Source organism: Nocardiopsis moroccensis (genome assembly GCF_055763695.1).
Window position 1 is genome coordinate 3,290,200 of sequence record NZ_CP199747.1, and the last position, 26,114, is coordinate 3,316,313.

Genomic DNA, 26,114 nt, shown 5'->3' on the forward strand with positions numbered 1-26,114 from the left:
CGATGCTCCCGGGGGGCTTCGGCCCACATTGTCGGACGGGTAAGGAATGATGGAAGGCGTGGAGACTTTCAAGCGGACGCCACTGCACCTGTTCAACTTGCCGCAGCATTTCGTGATCCCGCTGTTCCAGCGTCCCTACGTCTGGAAGGAGGATGAGCAGTGGGAGCCGCTATGGAAGGACATCCGGCGCATCACTGAACTCCGGATCGACGAGCCCCATCTGAACGCCACTCACTTCCTCGGCGCGGTGGTCATCCAGTCTCATGAAGCTCAGACCATGCAGCTAACGACGTGGAACGTGATCGACGGCCAACAGCGGCTGACGACCTTGCAGATCCTCGCGGACGCCACGTGCGCGCTCCTGACGGAGTCGGGCAACGCTCAGCTCGCTGGTCAGCTCGAACGTCTCACGCACAACGACGATGTCTACATCGAAGACGGCGACATCCGGCTGAAGGTGCGCCACCTCAACAAGGACCAGGCAGCGTTCGACGAAGTGATGTCGGCTGAGCCTCCGGTCGACCACACCGATCTGGCCCACTCGGACTCCCAGATCGTCGCCGCACATGCCTACTTCTCGACGGTCATCGAACAGTGGCTAGGCCCACCCGAGTCAGACGAGTACACCGTCAAGGCCGAGAAGCTCACCAACGTACTGCTGCACGGCCTTCAGTTGGTCTCCATCGAGTTGGAGGCCTCGGAGAACTCCCAGGAGATCTTCGAGACACTCAACGCTCGCGGCACCCCGCTCACCGCAGCCGACCTTGTGCGCAACTTCGTGTTCCAGCGGCTTGAAGCCGAAGGCGCAGACACGAAGAAGGCCTACCAGCAGGACTGGCCGTTCGAGACCAGGTTCTGGACAAAGGAGGTCAGTGTCGGGCGCAACCTCATCAGCCGCAGCTCGCTGTTCCTCAACCAGTGGCTCGTGTCGCGTACCGGCGAGGAGATCAGCCCGCAGGCGACGTTCAACCGATTCAAGTCCTATGTCGAGCTCGAGTCCGGTCACGAGATGGCCCATATGCTGCCTGCGATCAAGCAGCAGGCACAGCAATACGAGGCCTGGACCGAAGCCGCAGTCAGTCACGGAGGAAGCCTCGACTCCGCCAAGATGGCGGTCTACCGGATGCAGGCCAGCGGCGTCGAGGTGCTCAAGCCCCTGCTCATCTGGCTGCACGAGCCGGGTCGAGACCTTCCGCAGGAGTCCGTCGACCAGATCATCCGGGTGGCCGAGAGCTGGGTCGTACGTCGCCAGCTTCTTCGCCTGTCCGGCAGCGATCTGGGGCGCATCGTCGCCGACCTCATCGCGGTCATCTCCAACACACCCGCCGATGGACTCGTGGAACGCGTCACCGGGCGCCTTGCTCGGCTGAACGTCACGAGCACCTATTGGCCCGGCGATGAGGAAGTTCGTAGGACGCTCACCACGGAATCGGCATACTCACGGTTCCCGCGGGGGCGACTCCGGATGATTCTCGAAGCGGTGGAGGACCTCTACCGGGCGGAGACGGGCCAGCCGCAGATCGAGCGGATGGGTTATCCGATCGAGCACCTGCTTCCACGGAAGTGGCACGACAACTGGGGCGTCCAGGAGCCTGAGGAGATCGAGGAGCGGCAGCTGCGCGTCCACCGTCTGGGCAACCTGACGCTTCTGACACAGAAGCTCAACGCGAAGGTCTCCAACGGATCGTGGTCAGCGAAGCGGTCGGCGCTGATGGACCACAACACGATCACACTCACGGGTCGGGTGATCAAGCGAACCGAGCACCATGCCTGGGACGAGGCGCTGATCGACGAGCGGACGAGGGAGCTGATCGATCGGATCCTCCAGGTGTGGCCGGTCCCGGAAGGCCATCACGGCAAGGTGGTCGACCCGCAGACGAAGGCCGGTGACTGGGTCGAGTTGAAGCACCTCATTGAGGCAGGACTTCTCGCTCCCGGCGAAAAGCTAGTGGCAACGCACCAAGACTTCAAAGGCAGGGAAGCCACCCTGACCACCGACGGTGCCATTGAACTGGCCGGCAAGCGCTACACGTCACCCTCGGCCGCCGGACACGCATTGCGCAAGAAGCCCACGAACGGGTGGTACTTCTGGTCTGTGGCGGACGGCCGCCGCTTGAGGGACGTTCGCACGGAGTTCCAGAACTCCATGCCAGCAGACGAAGAAGTGAAGCCCGATGATGGGTAGCAACGCACGAACGTTCACTCCGAGCAGTGGACATATCAGACACTTGAGTCTGAGGTGGGCTCCACACCTGTGGCCATGAAGGTCGACCCAGCGGAGTTCAAAGCCGATGCCGTCGCGCTCTACCGCTCCCGCGCCGGGTAGCCCCGAGGAAGCCCCCCGAGGCCCCCACAGAACCGCGCGTAACAATCTCTCGTTACATGGTGCTTGCTGTTCTGGTGGGGATACCCCGGAGTTTTCGGACACAGACCCGGCCTCAACAGTCACGCAGCGAGGACCTCGCGAGGTGCCATCGGACGCCGCCAGGGGCCGGTGTGTGCTCCGTTTGTGCTCCGCAGTTTTGGACCGGGGCAACATCAGGCGGCACGATGCGGCCCGGAATGGCATCACGGATCGGATGGCGCAGGACGCAACGTTACGTAGCGACCCGTGACGGTACGCGACCATAGAACTTCTAATCCGACGGTCGCAGGTTCGAATCCTGCCGGGTGCGCCACAAAAGCCCAGGTCAGACGGGGTGTGCGAGGACCTTAGGCGGGGTCCTCGCGGCGTTTTCGGGGCTTGTGTGCTCCTCGTGTGCTCCCCAGTACAAGGTGAGTGCAGGTGGGGCTCGACCTCGCGGAGCACTTTGCCGTTTCGTGACCCAAAGGGCCCGGTTGGGCCGTGTAGTGCTCGCCCCCAACGCCCCACACCCGTCCCAACACCGGCGATCAGACCCAGACTGCGCTGGCCCGGCCCGCGCCACCACACACCTACCCCCGTGCCCTGGTCAACGATCCGTGACCGAACCGCCCCAAACCCCATACCGTCAGCATCACCCGTGTGCTTGCATAGGAACCGCCCCGCTCTTACCCACTCTTCCCACCTCCCGAAGAATGAAGGGCACATCCATGGTCGATCTCGCCGCAGCCGCCGCAGCAGGAGCCACCGCGCTGGCCACCACCATCGGTACCAGCCTGTGGAAGGGAGTCCGCCCTACCCTCCAGCAGTGGCTGACGCGCTTCGGGGAACGCCGCGCCCAGATCGCGCTGAAACACCTCGAAAAAAGCCACACCGAGCTCTCCCAGACCACGGATACCCCCTCATCAAAGGAGCAGGAAGGACTCCGCGCCTCTTGGCAGACACGTTTTGAGGACTTCCTCCACGAACTCGACGGCACTGAACGCGACCAGTTCGCCCAACAGCTCCTCGATCTCGCCGCCAAAATCAACACCCAGCGCGGCAATAACAACGCCTCCGCAGGGAATCACGGCATCACTGCTGGGGGGAACGTCACAGTCAAAGCCGAGGACGGTTCCTTCGCCGCAGGCACCGTCACGGGCGGAGTGAACTTCAACTCCCCTTCCCGGCCGGGGCAGGACAACAGCACCGAGAGCTGACTGACCCCGGCACCAACTCCCCCACCGCCACACAGACCCCAAGCGTCAGCGCGCAGCACGGCAGCGCTGCGTTCGGCTCTGCCCGTGATGTCACCATCCACCAACACCATGCTGCCCACGAGGTCCACTGGCCGATCCGCATCGGCGCGATCCCCGAGCAAGCCGCCCACTTCCAGCACCGGGCCGTCACCGACCAACTCGACAAAGCACTGAACGGCTTCGGCACGGTGGTGCTGCGCCAGGTCCTGTCCGGCACCGGCGGGGTCGGCAAAACCCAGCTCGCCGCCCACCACGCCCGTACCCTGCGCGACATCACCGACCCCGATGAACGTGTGGATCTGCTCGTGTGGGCCAACGCCTCCACCCGCGACCAGATCACCTTCGCCTACGCCCAAACCGCACGACAGCTGTTCGCCACTGTTCCCGACGATCCCGAACACGCCGCGCAACGGTTCTTGACCTGGTTGCAGTCTTCCCACCAGCACACGAACAGGAAATGGCTGGTGGTGTGGGACGATTTGGCCGACCCGGCCGCTGTTCAGGATCTGTGGCCCCCGCACGACCAGCCCTGCGGCCGTGTCCTGGTCACCACCCGCCGGCGCGACCACTCCCTCAGCAGGCAGGGACGCCACCTGATCGACGTGGACGTCTACACCCCCGAGGAGGCCCGCGCCTTCCTCGCAGATGCCCTGGACGAGGCCGGGGTCGCGCACGTCCCGGCCGCTCTGGAGTCCCTCGCCCGTGACCTGGGACACCTCCCCCTCGCTCTGGGGCAGGCGGTCACATACATGGCCGAGCTCGGCATGGGGTGCAGGGACTATCTTCAGGTGTTCCACGACCGGATGCGCACCCTGGCTGAGGTGTTCCCCGACTGGGATGCCCCCACCCCGCTCGCAGCCACTTGGGAGCTGTCGCTGCGACAAGCCGACACCTTCCAACCCCAGGGCCTGGCCCGACCCTTGATGGGGCTCATCGCCCTCCTGGACGGGACCGCGATCCCCGAACAGGTTCTCACCGCCCCTGCTGTCCTGGAACACCTCGCCACACACCAGCTGCCCGGCACACACACCGAAAATCCCCCCGCTTCTTCTGCCCTCGCCCCGCGCGCACCCCGCTGGGGAGCAGGACTGAAACGCATGCTGGGCCTGGACCGAACTACCTCCCGGCACACACCCGCCCCACCCGCGCTGAGCGAGGATCAGGCGCTCGGGGCTTTGGCCAACCTGCACCGGCTGAACCTCATCACCCGACCTCGGGGGCAGGAGCACCCCGAACCAAGCAGCACGCTGATCGGAGCCCACCAGCTGATCCAGCGTGCCACCCGCGAACACACCACAACCCGCCCCACCCGGCACAGCGTGCGCGCGCTGGCAGACGCGCTTCTGCAGGTGTGGCCTAAGGTCGAGCACAACACCACCCTGACCCAGCAGCTCCGCACCAACACAGCCGTACTGCGCAACCACCAGGCAGTGGACGGGCGAAACAGCGAACGATGGCTGTGGGAGCCTAACGGACATGGGCTGTTGTTCCGCGCGGGCAAGAGCCTGGACAAAGCCGATCGCGTAGCCGAGGCCATGGCCTTTTGGCAGGAGATGCTCAGCGCAGCCCACCACTATTTGGGACCTGACCACCCCGACGCCCTCACCACGCGCAACAACCTCGCTGCCGCGCGTGGCCAATTCGGAGACGTCATTGGAGCCACTGTCACCTACGAGCAACTCCTTAAAGATGAAATCCGGATCCTGGGACCTGACCACCCCCAAACTCTAGCCATTCGGGCCAACCTCGCTTATATGTATGGCGAAGCCGGAGATCCCATAGGCGCCGTTGCCGCTTACGAACAAATCCTCGAAGATCAGCAGCGCATTCTGGGACCCGACCATCACGACACCCTCACCACCCGCAACAACATAGCCCATCTAAACGGCCACACCAGAAACTTTACTGGAGCCGTTCAAGTTTTCGAAAATCTCCTCCAAGACCGTCTGCGTATTTTGGGACCAGACCACCCAGAAACTCTGTCTACTCGCCGCAGCCTCGCCGAATGGCGCGGCCAAGCCGGAGATACTCAAGGCGCCGTCGCCGCATGTGAAGAAATCCTAAAAGACGAAATCCGAGTCTTAGACCAGGACCACCCAAATATGCTACGCACCCGACAGAGCATCGCCGAATTTCGCGGAAAAACAGGCGACCCTCAAGGCGCTGCCATCGCCTACGAAAAACTACTCGACGATCGAATTCGCATCTTAGGCCCTGACCATCCTCACACCCTTGACACCCGCCATAACCTCTCACTTTGGCGCGGCAAAGCTGGAGATCACATTAGCGCTATCACAGCTCTCCAGCATCTCCTCAAGGATCAGATCCGCATCCTAGGACCCGATCACGTTGACACCCTCAGCACCCGATTCAATATAGCAGGCTGGACTTTCTCGTCGGGTGAAACCGTCAAAGCGATCAAGCTTCTCGCCGCTTTATTGAGATGCCAGAAAAGAATACTCGGTACTAACCACGCTGATACCCAGACCAGCTTGCAAGTACTACAACATTGGCGGAGCAAGCTCCTCGAAGCATGAAACCAACCAGGAGACCTTTGATCCGATGGCCAACCGCACCTGGCCACGAGGAAAACCCAGGCCAGGACGGGTGAAACCGCATCCCAACCTGGGTCAGAGCCTCTGCGGGGCTCCTGGTGTGCTCCCCGGAACCGGCTACCGCACCGGCACCAAACCGCCCACCTCAGCCGGAGCCGATGCCCCACATAGCAGGGCGGCCGTGGCCTCGGCCATGCTTTGGCCACGTCCGGGAAAAGAAGCTTCCGCACACTAAGAAATAATTCCCAGGGGGATAAAATATACTGCAATCAGAAAGAATCTGCCTTCACCACATAGGACAATAGAAGCGAATCCCATCAAGAAATGAAGAAATGCACCGGGTGCGGAGAAGAAAAACCCCTTTCTGATTACTCATTCCGCAAGGACCGTGAATATTATCACACGCGCTGCAAATCCTGCGTCAGGCGCCGAGATCGAATATCTCGAGGGTATACACCTGAACCCAGAATCCGACACTGGCAGCCAGAACCTTATACAGCCAAAGATGGAACAACTATCAAGGAGTGCACGAAGTGCGGAGAACATAAGCAAGTAGAGAAATTTTACTGGCGCAAAGATAGATCTCAATACTACGCACACTGCAAAGCGTGCCACCGACACCTAAGCCAGTCCTGGATCAACCAGAATCAAGAGCACTACAGAGCAAAAACAAAAGAGTACTATCTTCGAGTCAAAGAAGAAGACCCTGACCGACTAATTAACTACTCCTTGTGGCACAGCCATGGGATTACACTCCAAGAATACCGAGAAGCTCTCGCCAGCCAGGACAATGCCTGCGCAGTATGCCGATCCACCAACCCCGGCCACAGCGACAATCGAATAAAGGAAGTTCGATTTGCAGTAGATCATGACCACAAATGCTGCCCGAGTGCGCGCAGTTGCGGGAAATGCATTCGCGGCCTCGTATGCCATCCGTGCAACCGCCTAATGGGACAAGGCAAGGATGACCCCTACATCCTAATCCAGGCAGCCGCCTATCTATTGGCATACGATTTAACGAGCAAAAACAATAAACCCAAGCTCAATAATGAGAGCGAAAACTAACCTTCCACCAAAGGATCAAATCCCAGACAAGGCCCACTCTCAGAGATTGACCAGACCCCCAAATGACGACACCTCATACCTTGCAAGCGCGAATTCCCCTAAAGAAAATAGATGAATCTATTTGACGCTACTGATCTTTGATTAGGTGCTTGACAGAATGGGGTCGGGGTCCAACCCGACCGATCGGATGAATCCGCGCAGCAAGCCCGGTCGGCGTTGGACCGAGCGCAGATGAGACCGCATCACCTTCTCCAGCTCGTCCAGACTCCGAAACGCCCGGTTGGCCAGGTGAGCCTTCAGGTGTGACCACAGTGTCTCGACCGGGTTCAACTCGGGCGCGTACTTGGGCAGGCGGACCACGCTCAGCCACGGACGGTCGGCCAGCTCCCGGCTCACCCACCGGGCGGTGTGCGAGGAGTGGTTGTCCCACACCAGCACCACAGGTGCTCCGAGCTGGGAGTGGACTCTGGAGATCAGGTCGGGCAGGTCGTACTGGGTGATGGAGTCGCGTTGGGCGGTGTACACCAGGCGCACCCGGCCCTGGGCGGGGTCGACGCACAGCCACCCGCTGGCGTTCATCCTCTGACGCCGCTTACGGGACACCGCGATCAGCGGGGTCTGGCCACGCTTGCCCCAGGTGCGCCGCACCGGAGGATCGGTGCTCGCACCGGTCTCATCAGCGAAGACGATCCACGCCCCGCACCGGTGCGCTTGTTCTTTTGACCCGCGGCCACACCTGGGTGCGCCAAGCCGCGATGTCCTCCTCGTCTCGCTCGGCGGCCCGAACGGCGGGTACCTGCCAGGACAGTCCGAGACGGTCCAGCATCCGCCAGACCCCGGAGGGGTCGGCGTAGGAGACGCCGAAGCGCTCCTCGATCACACGGTTGATCCGGGCCAGGGTCCACTGCTGGTCCTGCCACCCGTGGGCGCCGGGGCCCTGGGCGATCAGGGACACCAGCTCACGCTCTTGCGCGGGGGCCAGCAGGGTGTCGGCTCCCTGCTGGCCGGGGGCCAGGGCGCTGGTGCCGCCCTGGGTCCAGGCCTTGTGCCACTGGTGGACGGCCTGGCGCGAGGCGCCGAGCATGCGGGCGATCTGGGCTTGGGAGTGCTCACCGGCCTCGAACAGGGCAGCGGCGAGCATTCGACGGTCGTGGAGTTCGTCCAGGGTGCGAGGGTTCGGGGGGACCTCCATGCCTTATGACACGACAGGAGCCCGCTTCCGTCAAGACCCACCTCAAAGATCAGTACAAGCCAAACTGACAGCAACCACAATCACGCCAGCAACCGAAAAATGACACACGGAAAAGACAAAGGAGCACGAATTCACCCACAAATTTAAAACCGAAATCGATCCAAAAAACACCCAACCCGCGAAACTAGCAGACGTTCCAGCCAAACATATCCCACCCTTGGAACCTTTGTGGTGGAACATCACCTCTTACCGATCCAGTCGCAATACCCAAAAGGTAATCACTCATAGAAATTTCATGTTTATCCCACCAGCCGTCTCGCGCATAAGCGACCACGGTCCATTCGTCAGGATTACCTTCGGTGTACCAGTAGTATGATCCACCGATATGATCTCTCCCCCAGCAAAGCAAGCCTGGCCTTTCCGGGTGAAATCTGAAGGCGCCCTCATGGCCCGGCAAAGAAGCACCACCCTTCTTTTCAGGAATCGAAGTTCGGCCAAGTTCAACCTCATACAGATCTGACATGATTTCCATATCGTCTTGGGTTGCCTGGAGGACCCCCATCAGCCCTCCCTCCTGGACCGGGGGGTGGAGAACGATTGAATCAACCCTGAACCCCTGGCACGCAGATGACAGGATTTTATAGTCTTCAGGAAGTGGGGAACCAACCAGGCTTTCCACTTCCCCCCAGCCGTAAGATCTTGAATTCAAGAATTGGCGTATGCCAGACATGTCAACCAGGTCTGATATCGAGCTCATCTTTCACCTTCAGTGATTAATTTTCAATTAAAAAGCTCTTCCGGCTTGCCCCCGAGGCAGACTGAACCCGACTGCCCCGAGCCATGCGAATAGCGTTTACCATTATCAAGGATACACTCGTCCCAGTAAACCCCTCCCTCGCCAATAGCTGACATGTGGACACCCCAGGGACGACTAGACGAACCTTCATAGACAGGAGTAACTACGTAGATCAACTCACGATCTTTCTCCAAATGCTTTGCTGCCCTGATTTCAATTTTTTTCATTCCGGATTTGTTCGTTCTAGACAAAAGGGATACGATATTTTCGTCCACACCTGGGCCGAAGAATTTACTTGCAATCAAATGACTGGCATCGTCATCTGTTGTCATTCTATACTGAGGCGGAGAGTTGATGGGCTCATACCTACTCCCTTCATTCAGGTCCTGTTTTCCACAGAATCGACCGACCGCCGTTCCCCGTTGGCCATGATTATTAATCTCGCTCAACTCAATGAACGATCTACACCCACTATCATCTCTGACGTCAAATGAAGAAACCCCACCCAAGCCATCCAGGGCTTCTTGGTACTCCTCGTAATCGGTGACGTCAAAAGAGACATCTTCGATTACCTGGATGTCCTTTTCGCGCTTCTTTCGATATTCATCAACCTCGCCCTGGTTCCAAGGGTTCTGAATCGGCGGGCGTGCCTGAGCGGTGTTCAGGATCTGCTGAAGAATTTCTCGACGCCGGTCGACAACGATGACCGGAGCCGGGGCACCATTAGACTGGCGGTCAGCTTGACTGCCCCTGATCCCGGTTGGTCCAGGCCTGGTCCAGCTGATGCTGCTTCCTCGGGCCGATGCGCTAGCCACCCCGGTGTTTCCCCGGGGCCTGGGTTTCGTGCTGGGTTTGGGGCGCCCAGAAGGCCTTGATACTGCCCTTGTCCCTGCTCTTGCCGTTGTTCCACTCGCGGTCACACTGTTGATCGCGGAGTTGACACCCCAAGCCAAAGCGGCTCCGGCACCGACGATAGCTGCACCCTTCGCTAGCGCAGCACCCCCTGCAGCAATCCCGGAAGCGATAGCCCAGGGGGCAAGTGGCAGCAAGAAGACGGCGTGGCCGCTCGGGTCGATGTGTCGAACCGGGTTCGCGTTTCCGTAGGTGTACCGGTTGGCCTGCACCGACGGGGACGGTTCCAAGGTCATCGTGTCGCGGGAAGCGAACCGGCCGGTCCCTGGCTGGTACCAGCGGGCGTGCATGTTCACATCGCCGGTGTCCGGGTCGGTCCACTCCCCCTGGTAGCCCAGCGAGGACGCGGAGGCTGCACCGAGCTGCTCACCGAAGGGGCCGAAGTCTGTAGTGGTGATAATCGCGCCTGTGCCGGTGTGAGTGGCGACCAGGTCTCCGTGGGCGTTGCTGTAGGCCAATGCTGGCGCCTGTCCCTGGTCAGCGACGCTCACCAAGCCCCCTGAGAGGTCACGCCCGTACTGGGAGACCGGGGTGTCCGTTCCGTCCAGGACAGCAAGCGGGTTGTTTCCCAGGTCCTGGTAGACGAAGGTGTGCGCTTCCTCCCCGGGCACCTCCCGCTGGGTGAGACGACCCAATGCGTCATAGGCGTACTCGCCGGAACCATTGCCCGCGCTGATCATGCGTTCGAACCCGTCGAACTGCGGGGTGCGCAGCTCGCCGTCGACGAACTGGGAGCTGATGGTTCCATCAGGGTTGTAAGCCCAGGTGTCCCCGTCGCTGGAAGAGGTGAGCCGGTTGCGTTCGTCGAACTCGAAGGTTTCCGCCCCCGCCTGCACACGGTTTCCGGAGGCGTCCCAGGCATACTCGGTCTCCTGGTCATCCGGTGAAGTCCAGGAGGTCAGTCGTGAGGCTTGGTCGTAGGAGTAGCGGTGCTGCCCTGACTGTGTGGAGCGCTCGGTGATGTTTCCGGAGGCGTCGTAGGCATAGCTGGTGGACACCGTGGTCTCGTCGGAAGAGGAGACGAGGGTGTCCTCCGTCAGCTGGGACAACGGGTCATAGCTGAAGCTACGCACCGCTCCGTCGTCGGTGGTGATGGCGGACACTAGACCGGTTGGGTCATAGTCGATGTCCAGCTTCGTGCCGGTCACCGCATCGTGGTGTTCGATGACGCGACCAGAGGCGTCGTAGCCGAAGGTCGTGGTGCCCGTGATGTCCAACCTGGTGTTGACGCGGCCCGCGGCGTCATAGCTGATCGTGGTCCCCGGAGCCATGCCCTCGTAGGAGACGGTGTCGGGCCCCAGGAACTGCACCTGGTTACCACGGTCGTCGTAGACGACCTCGATGAACCCGCCGGGGGTTCCGATCTGGTCCGGACGGCCCAGGAGGTCGTAGCTGATGGCCCGGTCCTCGGTCGCGGCCCCGGCCCCTGTCGCGGTTTCCCTGGTCAGATCGCCCATCTCGTTGTAGGTACGTTCACGCACCACGCCGCCGGGAACATCCTGCCGAACCGGGTTGCCTCCAGCGTCGTAGAACGTGGTCCAGGTACGGTCGGCCTCGTCCGGGGTCGCGTCGGTCGCGGGTTCGATCTGGTCGGCGACCTGCCCGTTGGGGGCGTAGGTGGTGTGGGTGCTGTTTCCCCGGCCGTCGGTGATCCGGGTCTGCTGCCCCAGGGCGTCGTAGCCGAAACTGGTCGTGATGGTCTGGGTGTCGCTGACGGGTTCGACCCGACTGGTGGGGAGGCCCAGGGCGTTGTACTCGGTCCGCACGACATTGCCGAGTGGGTCGGTTTGCCGAATTGGAAGGCCGGTGGCGTCGTATGCGGTTTCCTGGGTGCGGAGCTCGTTGTCTTCTGCGTCCAGGATCCGGGTCTTGACCAGGTGTCCGGCCAGGTCGAACTCCGATACCTGGCGGGTCCCGGTCGGGTCGGTGACCGTGTGTGCACGTCCGGCGAGGTCGTAGTCGAAAGTCGTAGTCTCGCCGGTGGGGTCGGTGGTGGCGACCAGTTCACCCGCCGGGTTGTAGGCGCTGGTGGTCTCGTTGCCAAGCGGGTCGGTGACGGAGACCTGGTTTCCCCTCATGTCGTAGACGTAGCGGGTGGTGTAGGCCGCTGCGGCGGGGACGCGTTCGATCTGGGTGTCGGTGACCTGATGGCCCAGGTCGTCGTAGGTCGCCTCGATCCTGGCACCTACCGGGTCGGTGGAGGCGAGCATCTCACCGACGGGGTTGTGGGAGAAGGTCCACTGTCCGGCTTCGGTGAAGCCTTCCATCTGGGGATCGGTGATGCGTGCGAGGTGACCCAGTTGGTCCCAGGTGTAGGTGCGGGTGTTGCCCAGGGCGTCAGTCTGCTCGATCATCCTGCCGAGGGCGTCATAGCTAGTCTGTGCCTGAGGTGTCAGCAGTGTGCCGTCCGCCGCGTCGAAGGTCGGTGCCTGAGCCTCGGTCTGCTGTCCGAGTAGGTCATAACCGAAGACGGAGGTGTGTCCTTCGGCGTCTTGTTGGTGGGTGAGGTTGCCGACCAGGTCGTAACCGAACCTGCTGCTAGGGCGTTCGGTGGTAGTGGGCTCTCCGTAGTGCTCGATCTCGACCTCAGGCAGTTGTTCCTCAACCAGACGCCCGAGTTTGTCGTAGCGCATCAGTGAGGTGAAGTCGGCGGCCGCGGCCCCCTCTTCGTTGCCGCGCGGGTCGGTGACGGCGGTTACCAGTCCGAGTTCGTTGACCTCATAGCTGGTGAGGAGTTCTTCACCCTCGATCTGGACGGCTTCCTCGATGAGAGCGCCGCCTGCGTTGTAGGCGTAGCGCACCCGCTCGACACGTTCGGAGGGGTCGGTCAGCGCGGCCTCGAGGAGGTTATCGCGGCCGTCGTAGGTGTAGGAAGTGCTTCTGGCCAGACCTTCGGGGTCGAGTGTTTCGCTGATCAGGCGGGATGCGGCGTCCCAGACCATGTCGGTGCGTGTGGAACCGTCCCCGGTCACCGTGCGCACGGGGTTGCCCGCGGGGTCGTAGAGGTGTTCCTCCAGAACCACGTCCTGGGGGTCGTTGGCGTCGTTGAGTATCGCGCCGGTCGCGATGGTCTGCGCGGGGAGCCCGTCGGCGTAGTAGGTGTAGGAGGTGGTACGGCCTACTGCGTCGGTGGTCGAGGCCAGGTTCCCGTTCGGGTCGTAGGAGTTGGACTGCAACACCAACGACGCGGGAGCGTTGTCCTCGTCGGGGTGGCCGGTCCAGCCTTCGACGCTCTGCTCGGCCACATGGCCGCGGTCGGTGTAGGTGGTGCGGAACCCGGTTCCGGCCGCGTCCTGGTGGTAGGTCCGTGCCCCGGTGAGGTCGTAGCCGTAGTGCTCGGTGTTTCCTTCCGGGTCGGTCTGGGCCACCAGGTGTCCGTATCGGTTGTAGGCCAACATGGTGACCCGGTCGGGATCGTCGCCGGTCAGGTCACTGACCGTCTGACGGATGGGGTTACCGTCCTTGTCGTAGACGTGGCTGGTCCGCTGGCGGTGGGCGGTCCCGGTCAGCTCGTTGGTGACGGCGGGGCCGGTTTCGGTGAGCACACGGCCTGCGTTGTCGTAGGTGAGTGTGGTGGTGACGCCTTCGGGGTGGTCTTCCGTGATGATCGTTGATGTCACCATCCGGCCGAGCCCGTCATAGGTGTACTCGGTGACCTTGCCTGAGGGTTCTCGCACCCGGGTGATGTCGCCGTGGGCGTTGTAGGAATGACGGGTCTTGCCTCCGTCCGCATCCCAGGATTCGGCTAGGAGGCCGGCCGGGACCGTCCCGCCGCCCGTCGCCGCTTCGGTGCCCTCGGTGTAGAAGTAGCGAACCGTGCGGCCGTCAGGGAAGTCTTCCGTGGCCGGGCTGGTCTCGGAGATCTGGTCACCGTAGGAGTTGTAGCCCCACCAGGTGCGATAGGTGGTGTCGAGCATGTTCTCCGACCGGGCGTCCAGGCGGGAGACGAGCTGGTCGTTACGCGGATCGAAGGGGTCGTCCGGGTCATGGTGGAAGGAGAACCACTCCCAATGACAGTCCGTGGCCTCCACATCCCGACAACTCATCTGTCCGAGGCGGTTTCCGCGCTCATCGTTGAAGAACCGCATCTGCGCACCGTTGGGCAGGGCGGTCTCTACCAAAAACCCGCCCGTGTCGTAGGTGTAGGCGGTCTCGTAGCCGAGCTGGTCCACGTCCAGGACACGTCGGTGGCCCGCCAACGCGTCATAGCGGGAGGACGAAGTGGCTCCACGCGGATCGGTGATGGTCACTTCTGTGGTGACCTGGGGCTCTTCGTCGTTGACGTCGCCGTCGTGGAGACGGTCGGAGTAGATCCACTTGCCACCGTTGTGGTCGTTGTGGATCCGGACCCGGGAGGTGGATTCGTCGAAGGTCAGGTGGGCCGCCCGGTTCCCCTCAGGGGTGGTGACCTCTTTCAGCCGGTCTGCCGGGTCCAGGCCGGAGGCGTGGTGCAGCGCGACGGTGTCCGGGTGCAGGGGGCGCTGGTAGATCGCGACCTCGTCGATCTGCCCCTGGAAGGGGAAGTCACCCAGGGAGGGCAGGGTCGCGGGCCAGCCGCTGTTGCCCATGCCGTGGCCGACATAGACGAACTTGGTGTTGCGGTGCTCGACCTGACCGCTCTTGGTGCCGATCTCTTCGCCGTCGAGGTACAGCGTCTGGGTTGTGCCGTCCGAGGTCAGGGCCACGTGGTGCCATTGGCCGTCGTTGACCGTACCGTCAGTGGTGATCGGGTCGACTCCACCGGTGGTGGTCCAGAACTGGGCCCGGAGCTTGCCGTCGGTGCCCACATAGACGAGCTGTGTGCGCTCCTTGGGGCTGGTCGGCTTGTCAAGAGCCCCGATGACAGTGCCCTGCTCGGTGGTGGAGAACCAGGCCTCCACCGTGAGACGGGTACCAATCCGGTGCAGGATCGACTCGGGCAACTCGGCGTAGCTGCCCTGGCCCGTATCAAGCGCGTTGGTCTCCGTTCCTGCAAGCACGCCCTCGGCTCCAGCCGGAGACCCGACCCTGATGGCCTTCTCACTACCGAGCTCCTGAGGAACCTCGTTGGCGAAGGTCTCACCGCCGCTCTCTTCGAAACGCCAGTAGCCGTAGGGGTTGGCGTCCATCACCGCAGCCCGGTGATGTGAACCGTCCTGGTAGGTGTAGGAGGAGCACTCGGACTCGGGATTACAGGCCTGGACCAGGCGTTGGCCGTCGTAGACGTAGGTCCACTCCGCAGAGGTGTCACCGCCTTGCGCCACCACCGCGGTAACACGCCCATCAGTCCAAGTGAAGTCGAGGGACCGCCCACCATCGGAGGTGACAGTGGTGATCTGGCCGGATCCGTCATAGGTGAGGGTCTGGGAACGGCCCCGGTGGTCGGTGACCTCCAGCAAACGGCCGGTGTCATCGAAGACATAAGAGGTGGAGGCCTTGTCCATCAGCCGCCAGCCCGTATCGGTCTCGGCCAGCACCGCGTGCATCCCCGAAGGAGGCGTGAAACTACCGTCGGTATTACGCGCGAACCGGTGCTGACGACCACCGGGATAGGTCACCACCACGTTGCCGGTGCCGTCGACATCTTGGACCAGACGCATGTCGAACCGGGTGGACCACCCCGCACCGAACATGCCGTCCTGACGCGGATCAGCGGAATTGTAAGTGCGGGTGACACTCAGCGGCGGTCCGACCGTGGGTACGACGGCGTCGGTGACGCTCTGGGTGTAGTTGCCGATCAGTGCGTTGACCGTGCCGTGTTCGCCTGAACTGCCGCCCGCCAGGTTGGCGGTGACAGCGGGCTGGTCAGGCTCGGCGATGACTCGCAGCCAACCGCTTTCCACGTTCTGGCTACCGTCACGGACGAAGACGTTCCACCAGTACTGGTTACCCCATTCCATCTTGTCGTCCGGTAGCTTCCAGGAGGTTTCCTCCTGCCATCCGGAATCGACGCATTCCCAGTCCGGCCACTCGCCATCGCAGAAGTTGAACCAGAACTCCGTACCCTCGGTGGGCCAGGCATCGTTGTTACGTCCCAAAGCGGTGAACTCAGGGGTCAACGTCGCCACCCGGGCGCCGTCACGGGGGCTGTAGTCCAACAACTGCGGGGGAAGGTCCGGAACCTCCAGTTCCACCCCGACTGATAGCGGCACACCCCAAGCCGCGAAGGACTGGGCCTTATGGGTCATGTCGAACAGGATGGTCCAGGTTCCGGGGGGCAGGGGATCAATCTTGGCCCGCACCGTCGCTGTCTGTCCTGTGGCTACGTTCTTGGGCATCGGGGTCGTGGGGGCGACGTGGTAGACGCGCTTTCCATCCTCGTCAAAGACCTGGTAGCCGAGCTCATAACCGTTGGTGGGCGTCCAGGTCTTGTCGCCCCGGTTGGTCACCTTGACGTCGACGTTGGTCCCGCGGTTGGCCTGCGGGGCAGGATCAAACACGGGAGGGCTCTGAGCGAAGGCGTAGTCAGCGCGGTAGGGGCTGTAGGTGACCGTCATGTACGGCGCGCCCCACGACTCCCGGCTACCGAACTTCTTCCAACCACTACTGCTGGTGTTGGAGGCTCGGACGGTGAGGCCGTAATTGGGTTTGTCCCCGTCCACCCAGGCCTGGACCAGATCGCGGCCACGCGTACCCAGGTCGATGCCCTCGTAGCGGGCGGGACAAGAGCTGGAGCTGGCTCCGGCGGGCATCCAACCGCGGGCGAAGCTCTCACTACCGAGCGCGGTGGAGTTGTAGCTGGGGCCGGGGAAGTTGGAGATGGATTTCTGTGACCAGGACTGAGTCACCTCGTGCACATGAACGGGGCTCGGGGTGCACGAGTAGGACCAGTGATTGAACAGGTAGAGCTCAGCTTCAAAAATTTTGTGGTTGCTCAGCTCGTTGACCATCGCGTTGAACCGCAGGTACGAGGCCGTCCGGGTGGAACCGCCGTTGTAGGTTCCCGCCTTGAGATCCTGCTCGGTGTAACGCGAGGTATTGAACCCGGTTTGGACATAGGTGTCCTGGGAGACGTTGTAGTTCCACGCGGTAGTGGGGTCCACAGCAACCGGGTAGACACGCTCGTCGGCAGCGAGCCAGTCGAAGTCAGCACGGACCTGAAGGACCCAGTTTCCCTCCTCCTGCAGCAGCTCGAACTCAACCGCCTCAGACGAGACACCATCCCCCGAGCGGGGATCAATGTCTGAGTCCTCCATGTAGCCAGCAGGGATGTGCCCGACCGCTTCACCCTCACTATCGAGCAGGTCGATGCCACCGTCTTCCAGCAGGACCGGTTCCAACCCTTCGAGTTCCAACGGGAACCGCCAGAGGGCGTCCTCCGCCGTGGCGGGGGGCTCGTGGAGCCAGATGGTCTCCTTGACACCGCCTCCACGCAGGGATTTCAGCTCGATGTCCGTACCGGGAAGAGCTTCGGAGTAGACGATGGTGTCGGGGTCCTCCTCCAACACCTCGCCCTCAGCACCGGCAGCGCCTTCGAGCGAGAAGGACAGACCGTGACCGCCCTCCAACTCCATGCGTGCAAGCTCGGCCGCATCCGCATTCGCCGCGAAAGCCACTTCCTTGGAATCCGCAGCGTTGGTCCAGGTCAAAGTGTTTTCTGGAACCAGACTAGGGTCCACTTCCTGCCACGAGCCGTCATCTTCCTCGTAGTGAAGGGGCTCCTGGGAGAAATCTGTGGAGTGGGTGCCGTCCTCGTTCTCGAAGGTACGCGAGTGCTCGTCGCGTTCCTCCGGTAGTTCCACACTCGTCTCAGGGTCGAAGCCTGTGACCTCTGGTTCTGGCTCCTCTTCAGCAAGGCGTGCTGTGTTCTCCGGGTCCGGAGGGCTCAGTGTGTCGGCGTCCTCGGGAAGATCCGGCCACACATGGGGCAGGGCCCCATCCGGAGCATCCACATCCGGGCCCGAACCCGTCGGCTCAGAAGAACCGTTGGCCAAGGCGCTCTCGGACACGTGACCGAGACCTTCGGCGTTGCCGTCGTCCTGATCCGGTGTCTCCACGTCAGCAGCGGACACAGGGACAAGACGGGGCATAGTCGGGTTGGCGGGCACAGCGGACATGGAGTCCGTCAGAAGAAGGACCAGAACACAACCAACTGCAGTGGTCTGAAGCGTTCTGACCTTGGTCTTCGCGCGTTGTCTCTGGGCGTTATCGCCCTTGAGGAAGAACCGTGCGAGAACTGTGCGCACGGACGACTGCTGGCCGGTCGACACGACCGGTCACCTCCGGATCACCTATGGCGAGCCGGGTGCGGAAAGCACACGCCTATCCCTAGGCATGCACGCTTCCCCCAAAGCCCGCAAATCCGGAGCAACGCCTTAAACTGACAGGACCGGGCGTAAAGCTAGCATAAAAGGGGCGTAGTACCGCAAGGTGCTGGGGTCCACTCCTGACTTGTTCTCGAAGTGCAATAGGCCTGGAAGGTGGCTTGCGCTGGACTGTCCGAGTGCGCTTAGGGCTTATACGGGGCCAGGGCCAACTAGCAGGAGCTCCAAGAGGAGAAGTTCGCACACGGTCAGAGGTTCCGAGCAACACGCAGGGATCCCTATGAACAGGCATAACAGCGGATCTGCGAGCCCGTGGGCTGCGTCTGCGCCTCGAGAGGCCGGGCGGAGACCACCGGGGGCAGTGCGTGCTCGTTACCCAGTACCGCTTCCGACGGCACAACGCCGCTCGGACACAACACCACCTTCGACATGACCCCAGGATCGAGAGTGATGGCTGTCCGTTCACGGGAGTGAGGAAAAGCGGTCCCGGCACACCTCACAGCCTCGATAGCGCCTGATCAAGACGGATGCGTCTCGGACCAGCTCGCCTTCCTGAAGCCGGAAGGACACCAGTCCCCTGACTGCCCTGAACACCGGGTTTCGGGTACAGAGCCAGGCCGAGGCAGAGCTCGCCTGATACCGGCCCGAGGGACTCGAACTCCGCAGACGGGATGGATACCGAAGGCAGCTGCGACGTGGCCGGAGATGGGTGTCGGTGCGGGGTGGGACCATCCGAGTATGCAACTGAGAATCGACCCAGACCGCCAGAGCACCCCCTTGACCTGCGGCCACTGCAGCTCCGAGCACCTGAGGATCTGCGGCTTCGTCAACAACGAACACGGCGCGTTCGCGGTCTACTACGCCCACCTCTACAACCACGGTGACGTGCACGAGGCCTACGTCGACATCGTCATGGACGATGACTGGAAGCCCGGCAGTCCCTTGGAGGCCAGTCCCAAGCGGACGACCTTCGGTTGCCGGGTCGGCCCGGTGGAGGGCTCCCCCGCTCCCGCGTGCTCGCTCGTCCAGGCGGCCGAGTTCCATGAAGGGAACCCTTTCTACGGTGACCGGCTCGATCGGGAAAGGGCCCTGTCGCACCCGTGGCTGCCGCTGTTCTGGGGCACCGTCGACCATCTCCTCGAACACGAACCTGACGTGAACTCGTACGTGTACTGCGTCAACGCCGCCTCGCAAGAAGGCTGAGGAGCTACGTGGAGCGGCTCCTTGTGCCGCGGTCCGACGAACATCGTTGTCCGAGACGCTCTCCGCCGGGGGCACGGGGCCCGGCGATGGCTCAGCGCTCGTCAGCCGTGCCGACAGAGATCGCTTGACCGGGCACGGGACGGGCAAGTGCCTCCAAGGTGGAGCACCGCCTTCAGCCCGTGATCGGCGAGCACCTCACCAAGCACTATCGGACGCCACCGGGGCCGGTGTGTGCTCCGTTTGTGCTCCGCAGTTTTGGACCGGGACGTCACCAGGTAGCACGACGCGGCACAGGACGGCATCACGGATCGGATAGTGCGGGACACAACGGTACGTAGCGACACATGACGTTACGTGACTATGGAACTTCTAATCCGATGGCCGCAGGTTCGAATCCTGCCGGGTGCGCCACAAAACCCCAGGTCAGACTGGGTACACGAGGGCCTCGAACGAGGTCCTCGCCGTGTTTTTGGGCGTTGCGTGCTCCATACGTGCTCTTCAGTTCAACCTCAGTCAAAACACACCCATCGGACTGAGAAACCCCGCCCCGAAACCCTACTCCGCCCCGGAAATGACGGTGGGGCGAACCCGGCCCCACACGGCCACGTCCGCCCCCGAACACCCCGCCCCTACCCCCAGGGGCCCAGCGGCCCGGTCATACGCCCACCGGCCCCCTGACGGGTACGGCCCCGCGCAACAGGGCGGCGGTGGCTCCGGCCACCGCTGGGACGCATCCAGAAAAACGGACAGCACCCGTCCAACCCGGCCCCAACCAACCTGAAACTGGGCTAGACGTTCCCTCCGAGTAGTGGACATCTCCGACACTGGAAACACGAGGAGGAGTCCACACCATGGCCATGAAGCACTACCCGCCCGAGTTCAAGGCCGACACCATCGCCCTGTACCGGTCCCGCCCCTGTGCGACGATCGCGCGGCGATCACTACAGCTACCCACCACCGCAGTGACCAGGAGTACAGACCGGCTCCACAGGTCACACCCTCAAAGCGATCAGGTATTTGTTCATGCCATCTCCACGAAGGGCAGGCCGACAGCCGCGAGTTTGGTCTGGAGGTTGATGTCACTGGTTGCCACGTACAAGGCCGAAGCAGGGTGGCCCTGTCTGTCAGACTCAAGTGAGACAAACAGGATGAACTAGTCTTCCCTAGCACACTCAGGGCGAGACAAGGACACCCCGACCTGTGACCATGAGCCTGACCGACCTCCCAGCGAGCAGCGATGCTGGAACCATGACCAACGACCAGCCGACCCCTCGGGCCGACCAGCCCCGACGCCGCACCTTTTCCGCCGCCTACAAACTCCGGATCCTCCACGCCTACGACCAGGCCACCGGCACCGGCCAACGCGGCGCCCTCCTACGCAAGGAAGGCCTCTACCACTCCCACATCAAGGACTGGAAGGCCGCACGGGACGCCGGCACCCTGCAAGCCCTGACACCCCAACGCACCGGCCCCACACCCAAGACCACCACCGACAAGGAAACCGAGCGCCTGACCAAAGAGAACGAACGCCTCAAAGCCGAACTGGACAAGACCCGTAAATCCCTGCAGATCCTGGGAAAAGCACACGAGCTCTTGGAACTTCTCTCCGAGAGCTCGGACTCCGCCAACAAGCCCGACAAGTAACCACCACCGCCTTCACCGAACTCGAACCCCTGTGGGGCACCACCCGGGCCTGCCACCTGAGTGGCACCTCCCGCGCCACCGTGCACCGCCACCGCACCCCCAAAGCGGCCGTGACTCGCCCGCCGCAGCCCCGCAAAGAGCACCCGGCCGCGCTCAGCCAGGATGAACGCGCCCGTATCCTGGCCCACCTGCACGCCGACCGCTTCGCCGACAAAGCCCCCGAACAGGTCTGGGCCACCCTGCTCGACGAAGGCACCTACCTGTGCAGCGTCTCGACCATGTACCGGCTGCTACGCGAACACGACCAGGTCCGCGAACGCCGCTCCCAGGCCCGCCACGCACCCCGCGCCCGCCCCGAACTGACCGCCCACGGCCCCTCCCAGATCTGGTCCTGGGACATCACCAAACTCAAAGGCCCGACCAAAGGCACCTACTTCGACCTGTTCGTGATGGTCGACATCTTCTCCCGCAAGGAGATCCACCACCGGGTAGAGGTACGCGAGTGCGACGTGCTGGCCTCAGAGTTCATCGCTGACGCGGTGGCGGCCAACGACGGGCTGATACCCCACGGCATCCACGCCGACCGGGGCACCTCGATGACCTCCAAGAAAGTCGCGCACCTGCTGGCCGACCTGGGCATCGACCAAACACACTCCCGACCCAAGGTCTCCAACGACAACCCCTTCTCCGAGGCCCAGTTCAAGACGTTGAAGTACTGCCCGGCCTTCCCCGAACGCTTCGAGCACCTGGCCCAGGCCCGCCAGTTCTGCGCGGCCTTCTTCGACTACTGCAACCATCACCACCGCCACTCAGGGATCGGCTACCACACCCCGGCCTCGGTGCACGAGGGCACCGCTCACCAGGTCCAGGCCGAGCGGGCCCAGGTGCTGGAGCAGGCCTACGCCGACCACCCGCACCGGTTCCACTCCAAACCCGTTCCGCCCGCGTTGCCCGAGGTGGTCCACATCAACCCGCCCCAGCCCGCAGCCGAGGAGGAGACCACTCCCGAGCTGGGAAAACCCGCAGCATAGAACGTCTCAACAGGTTTGACAGCTTCCGTGGCGGCGTCCAGAGTCTGGACCACGTCCTGCGTGGACGCGGACTCACCGGAAACGGCCACCGTCAGATCCCTGAGGGAAGCACTGCCTGCGGACCAGGCGAACAGTGAGACCAGCACGGCTTGGACCACCACGACGATTCCGATGACACGAACCGCGTTGATCTTCGGTGAAGGCGGTGACATAGAGGTCCCTTTCTTCAGGGTGGGGCTTTGGGTCGGGCGAGGGTCACTCAGCCCAGGGAAGGGGCAGTTTCCCCTCCTTGCCGACCACCGACGCCTGGCCGCCGGGGGTCATGCACACGAGCGCCTCGCCGGAAGACGTGGTCGTGCGGATCTGGCGGACCGAGCCGGAGGGGATAACGACCGCCTGCCCAGGGATCAACTCGGAGGTCTCACCTTCGATCATGACCTCGAACACGCCCGAGACCGGCATCCACACCTGGTCCCGGTCGATCATGTGCTCGGGAGAAGCCGATCCGGGCGCCATCTCCACCCTCCAGGTGCTCAACTGATGGCTGCCCTGACTGGGACCCGCGAGCGCCTTCATCACGCCGGCCGGGGTCGTCGTGGTGCGCGCTTCGGACTCGCCGATGACCTTCACGTCTCCTCCTTAGTCAAGCAACTTTACTCACGCGAGTAAAGCGGCTTGACGCACATGTGTCAAGATGGACTCATGAGTGGAGACGACCCGTTGGAGCACACCGAACTCACATTCCTCCTGGGTATGGCCTTCCAGCTACTGCTGGGCGAGTTCGTGAAGCTTCTGGAATCGGAGGGCTACGGGGATCTACGCCCTGTACACGGCCTGGTGTTCCAGATCCTGGCCCGAGGAGGGACCACCAGTTCCGAGCTGGCGGTACAGCTCGGGGTCACCAAGCAGGCCGCGGGGCAGATCGTCGCCCATCTGGAAGAGGCCGGCTACGTATACAGGACCGAACACACTGAGGGCGGACGGCGGAAGCTGGTCCTGTTGACGGACAAGGCATGGGAGCACCTCATCGTGGCCGGGCGTACGCTGCGTGGCCTGGAGACACAGATCAGCGAACAGCTCGGGAACGGTCAACTGGAGGAGCTGAGGAGCCAGCTCGCGACCATCATCCGCAGTCTGGCCGGGGACGAGGTACCACCGCTACGCCCCACCTGGTGACAACGCCCCTTCTATTCTCCACTTCGACCCCCTGGCAGGCGAAGGAGGGGAAGAGGTGGCCATCTCCACGGGCAACCTTGACACCGCGGACAACGTCTCCACACTCGTGCCCGGGATGTTCAACCACGCAGGCACCCTTGGGCTGTCCATCGAACGGTCCGAGACCATGCACGGCCAGATGAACGAGCACGCCCCCGGCACCGACAACGCCTCCATCGTGTGGTTCGGATACGACCCGCCCTTCCCAGGGGACGTGTCGGCCGACGAGGCCGGCCGGAGCCTGGCGGATTTCCAGGCGGGCCTGCGCGCGACCCACCAAGGGGACGAGCCCTCCCACAACGGCGTCTTGGGTCACAGTTTCGGCTCCTTCGTCGTGGGAGCCGCGGACAACCCCGACATCGATGGCGGCCTGGACGCCGACAGCATGGTGCTCGTGGGCGGTGCCGGGGCCAGCGTGGACAACATCAGCGAACTGTCCATGAATCCGGAGGACATCCACGTCATCGCGGGCGACGAGGACTGGATCAACGGTGCACGGGACCTGGGCCTGGACGGTCATTTCGGTGTGCCGTTGCACAGCGAGGAGTTCTTCGCGGATCCCGATAATCCCGGCGAGACCCTGGGCAACCGTCTCGACCCCGACGAGGAGACCGGCCATTCCGGCTACTTCGCGGACGATCAGACCCTCGACTACCTCGGCGACCTCATGACGGGAAACCAGCCCATGACGAACCGACCCGAGGCGAATCGCCCCTCACCGCTGGCCCACATGTGGTTGCCGCAGGAAGGCGCGGACGCACCGGTCTCCCGCGCCAGGGCCTTTCTGGGAAGCCGCCTGTTGCTGTTCTGTGTACTCGCGGCGTTCACAGGGCTGACCGCGGGGCTGGCGTCAGGGCTGTTCGTCTTCAAGTGGAACGAGTGGAACAGCCCATCGTTCGGCGCCTTCATCGCTCCATCCGCACTGTTGGGCTGGCTGGCCCTGCGACCTCGGCACGCGGCGGTGGTCGGTGCGGTCGCCCTCGCGGCAGCCGTCGTCGGCCACTTCGTCGGCGCCCAGTTCACCGACTATGACCAGAACAACCTGGAGTACCGGGCCTGGGCTGTGATCAGTATGGTCCTGGGCCCGGTGCTGGGCTGGCTAGGTCACACGATCCGGTCCCGCAGGCTGATCGCACAGGCCTGCGCAGCGGGTGTGCTCGTAGCGTGGATCTGCGTCCCGTTCTACCTCGGTTTGGACTCCGAGTACTACGTGGAGAACACGAACCTCCTCACGAGGACCTTCGACCTGTCCGCCGCGGTGGTGTTGCTGTCGATGTGTAAGGGGGTCGCCGCCCGGATCACAGCACTGGTCTGCGCAGCCTTGTTCCTGTGGCCACTGACCGTGGTGTCGGTGCTCAACAGCGTCCTCCTCTGGCGCGCGCTTCTAATCCGATGGCCGCAGGTTCGAATCCTGCCGGGTGCGCCACAAAACCCCAGGTCAGACGGGGTGTGCGAGGACCTTAGGCGGGGTCCTCGCGGCGTTTTCGGGGCTTGTGTGCTCCTCGTGTGCTCCCCAGTACAAGGTGAGTGCAGGTGGGGCTCGACCTCGCGGAGCACTTTGCCGAACCGTGACCCTAGCGGCCCCGCCCCGCGCTCTGAGAGCCCGGGGCCAACCCCGTCACCAACCGAGCCACCACACTCCAGAGCTAACAACTGGTGAGCCCCCTTTGCCGACCTGCATAGTCTCCAACGACACAGTAAATACAGTTGCGAGCTCCTTTCGCTGAAACCACCATGGCCGGTGTGGAAGCGAAAGAAATCAGCCTGCCCGTCAACGACGGTTCCCTGACCGCCCTGGACTTCGGAGGCACGGGCCACCCCGTTCTTCTCGTGCACGGCAGTGGACACAACGCGGCTGCGTGGACGGACGTGGCTTTCCACCTGACCGACTACTGTCGGGTGGTAGCGGTTGACCTGCGTGGACATGGCCAAACCCAGATCGACTCCAGCAACGCCGAACAGTACTGGCACGACCTCGCCAGCGCCGCGCAATCCCTCGGCTGGGAAAAGCCCGTCTTGGTCGGCCATTCCCTGGGCGGCTACGCAGTCACCGCTGTGACCGCCAGCGGCCGGATCCGCCCCCACGCAGTGTGTGTCGTCGACGGACTGGTCCTGGACGACAGGGAAGCGGCTGTAGCGGAGCAGAGGAAGTGGACCACGCCCGAAGCGATGGATCAGGTCCGCGCCCAGTTCCGCTACGGCTGGTCCGCCGGCCCGGATCAGGTCCGCGAGTTCATCGAACAAAGCGTGCGCGAAGCACCCGATGACTGGCTCAACCAGGGTTCACGGCCAGGGCTGCTCCGGAAAGTGCTCGAAAGGTCCTTCTCCCACCATGAACACTCTTGGCTACGGCGGCCCACACCCGAACAAATCGCCGTGATCAGTGCGCCCTCACCAGATGCCTTTGTCTACCCCAGTGTGGAGGTCTACGAACACCTCACGTGCCCTGTCACCATCGTGCTTCCCGAACAGGGCTTCTATGCCGCACGCAGGGACGAGGTGCGAGCTGTCGTCGAGGCTCGCCACGAAAGGGAACTCGTGGAAATGGACACCCACCACAACGTCCCGATGGCCCGACCAGCCGAGCTCGCCCGTGTCATCCTCGACCTGATTCCCCCGAACCGCCTCGCCACCGGAGAGTAGCGTTGACGCACCGTG

General features: G+C 62.9%; 15 protein-coding genes. 10 read left to right on the top strand and 5 right to left on the bottom strand.

Going from position 1 to position 26,114, the window contains the following annotated elements; genetic code table 11:
- Positions 1-58 precede the first annotated feature (58 nt).
- The 4 genes from ACUKCB_RS14655 to ACUKCB_RS14670 all read left to right on the top strand — a co-directional run bounded on the left by ACUKCB_RS14655 (position 59) and on the right by ACUKCB_RS14670 (position 7,220).
- Positions 59-2,185 carry a GmrSD restriction endonuclease domain-containing protein gene (locus ACUKCB_RS14655; protein WP_473036168.1) on the top strand — a complete coding sequence of 709 codons (2,127 nt, stop codon included), beginning with the start codon at positions 59-61 and terminating at the stop codon, positions 2,183-2,185.
- 887 nt (positions 2,186-3,072) lie between these two features.
- On the top strand, positions 3,073-3,561 hold the full coding sequence (locus ACUKCB_RS14660; protein ID WP_473036169.1) for a hypothetical protein: 489 nt from the start codon (positions 3,073-3,075) through the stop codon (positions 3,559-3,561).
- A gap of 227 nt (positions 3,562-3,788) precedes the next feature.
- Complete coding sequence (locus ACUKCB_RS14665) at positions 3,789-6,137, top strand: tetratricopeptide repeat protein (protein WP_473036171.1); 2,349 nt, start codon at positions 3,789-3,791, stop codon at positions 6,135-6,137.
- 342 nt (positions 6,138-6,479) lie between these two features.
- Entirely contained in the window at positions 6,480-7,220 is a 741-nt protein-coding gene (locus ACUKCB_RS14670) for an endonuclease domain-containing protein (protein ID WP_473036172.1), read from the top strand.
- Positions 7,221-7,361: 141 nt separating this feature from the next.
- Here the strand turns inward: ACUKCB_RS14670 and ACUKCB_RS14675 are convergent, their stop codons facing one another.
- The 4 genes from ACUKCB_RS14675 to ACUKCB_RS14690 all read right to left on the bottom strand — a co-directional run bounded on the left by ACUKCB_RS14675 (position 7,362) and on the right by ACUKCB_RS14690 (position 18,309).
- Positions 7,362-7,868 carry a transposase gene (locus ACUKCB_RS14675; RefSeq protein ID WP_473036173.1) on the bottom strand — a complete coding sequence of 169 codons (507 nt, stop codon included), beginning with the start codon at positions 7,866-7,868 and terminating at the stop codon, positions 7,362-7,364.
- A gap of 28 nt (positions 7,869-7,896) precedes the next feature.
- Entirely contained in the window at positions 7,897-8,412 is a 516-nt protein-coding gene (locus ACUKCB_RS14680; protein WP_473036174.1) for a winged helix-turn-helix domain-containing protein, read from the bottom strand.
- A 184-nt stretch (positions 8,413-8,596) separates the two neighbouring features.
- Entirely contained in the window at positions 8,597-9,169 is a 573-nt protein-coding gene (locus tag ACUKCB_RS14685) for a hypothetical protein (protein ID WP_473036175.1), read from the bottom strand.
- Between the two features lie 23 nt (positions 9,170-9,192).
- Positions 9,193-18,309: a DNRLRE domain-containing protein gene (locus ACUKCB_RS14690; RefSeq protein WP_473036176.1), complete on the bottom strand. Its 9,117-nt coding sequence runs from the start codon at positions 18,307-18,309 to the stop codon at positions 9,193-9,195.
- A gap of 792 nt (positions 18,310-19,101) precedes the next feature.
- On the opposite strand from ACUKCB_RS14690, the gene ACUKCB_RS14695 reads away from it, so the two are divergent.
- From ACUKCB_RS14695 to ACUKCB_RS14705, 3 genes are all read left to right on the top strand, one after another.
- Positions 19,102-19,566, top strand: a complete 465-nt coding sequence (locus ACUKCB_RS14695) for a hypothetical protein (protein ID WP_473036177.1) — start codon at positions 19,102-19,104, stop codon at positions 19,564-19,566.
- A gap of 1,248 nt (positions 19,567-20,814) precedes the next feature.
- Positions 20,815-21,210 carry a transposase gene (locus ACUKCB_RS14700; protein ID WP_473036178.1) on the top strand — a complete coding sequence of 132 codons (396 nt, stop codon included), beginning with the start codon at positions 20,815-20,817 and terminating at the stop codon, positions 21,208-21,210.
- Between the two features lie 110 nt (positions 21,211-21,320).
- Positions 21,321-22,241 carry a transposase gene (locus ACUKCB_RS14705; protein ID WP_473036179.1) on the top strand — a complete coding sequence of 307 codons (921 nt, stop codon included), beginning with the start codon at positions 21,321-21,323 and terminating at the stop codon, positions 22,239-22,241.
- A 255-nt stretch (positions 22,242-22,496) separates the two neighbouring features.
- Here ACUKCB_RS14705 and ACUKCB_RS14710 read toward each other — a convergent pair whose 3' ends face one another.
- Positions 22,497-22,871 carry a cupin domain-containing protein gene (locus ACUKCB_RS14710; RefSeq protein ID WP_473036180.1) on the bottom strand — a complete coding sequence of 125 codons (375 nt, stop codon included), beginning with the start codon at positions 22,869-22,871 and terminating at the stop codon, positions 22,497-22,499.
- A gap of 72 nt (positions 22,872-22,943) precedes the next feature.
- Here ACUKCB_RS14710 and ACUKCB_RS14715 point away from each other — a divergent pair, with 72 nt between their 5' ends.
- The 3 genes from ACUKCB_RS14715 to ACUKCB_RS14725 all read left to right on the top strand — a co-directional run bounded on the left by ACUKCB_RS14715 (position 22,944) and on the right by ACUKCB_RS14725 (position 26,099).
- Positions 22,944-23,417: a MarR family winged helix-turn-helix transcriptional regulator gene (locus ACUKCB_RS14715; RefSeq protein ID WP_473036181.1), complete on the top strand. Its 474-nt coding sequence runs from the start codon at positions 22,944-22,946 to the stop codon at positions 23,415-23,417.
- Between the two features lie 55 nt (positions 23,418-23,472).
- Entirely contained in the window at positions 23,473-25,116 is a 1,644-nt protein-coding gene (locus ACUKCB_RS14720) for a DUF6518 family protein (RefSeq protein WP_473036182.1), read from the top strand.
- Between the two features lie 83 nt (positions 25,117-25,199).
- Entirely contained in the window at positions 25,200-26,099 is a 900-nt protein-coding gene (locus ACUKCB_RS14725; RefSeq protein WP_473036183.1) for an alpha/beta fold hydrolase, read from the top strand.
- Positions 26,100-26,114 lie beyond the last annotated feature (15 nt).

Excerpts from the sequence above, each read along its gene's own strand:
- ACUKCB_RS14670 (WP_473036172.1), top strand. The coding sequence starts at position 6,480 with ATGAAGAAATGCACCGGGTGCGGAGAAGAAAAACCCCTTTCTGATTAC.
- ACUKCB_RS14695 (WP_473036177.1), top strand. The coding sequence starts at position 19,102 with ATGCAACTGAGAATCGACCCAGACCGCCAGAGCACCCCCTTGACCTGC.
- ACUKCB_RS14660 (WP_473036169.1), top strand. The coding sequence starts at position 3,073 with ATGGTCGATCTCGCCGCAGCCGCCGCAGCAGGAGCCACCGCGCTGGCC.
- ACUKCB_RS14700 (WP_473036178.1), top strand. The coding sequence starts at position 20,815 with ATGACCAACGACCAGCCGACCCCTCGGGCCGACCAGCCCCGACGCCGC.
- ACUKCB_RS14715 (WP_473036181.1), top strand. The coding sequence starts at position 22,944 with ATGAGTGGAGACGACCCGTTGGAGCACACCGAACTCACATTCCTCCTG.
- ACUKCB_RS14680 (WP_473036174.1), bottom strand. The coding sequence starts at position 8,412 with ATGGAGGTCCCCCCGAACCCTCGCACCCTGGACGAACTCCACGACCGT.
- ACUKCB_RS14685 (WP_473036175.1), bottom strand. The coding sequence starts at position 9,169 with ATGAGCTCGATATCAGACCTGGTTGACATGTCTGGCATACGCCAATTC.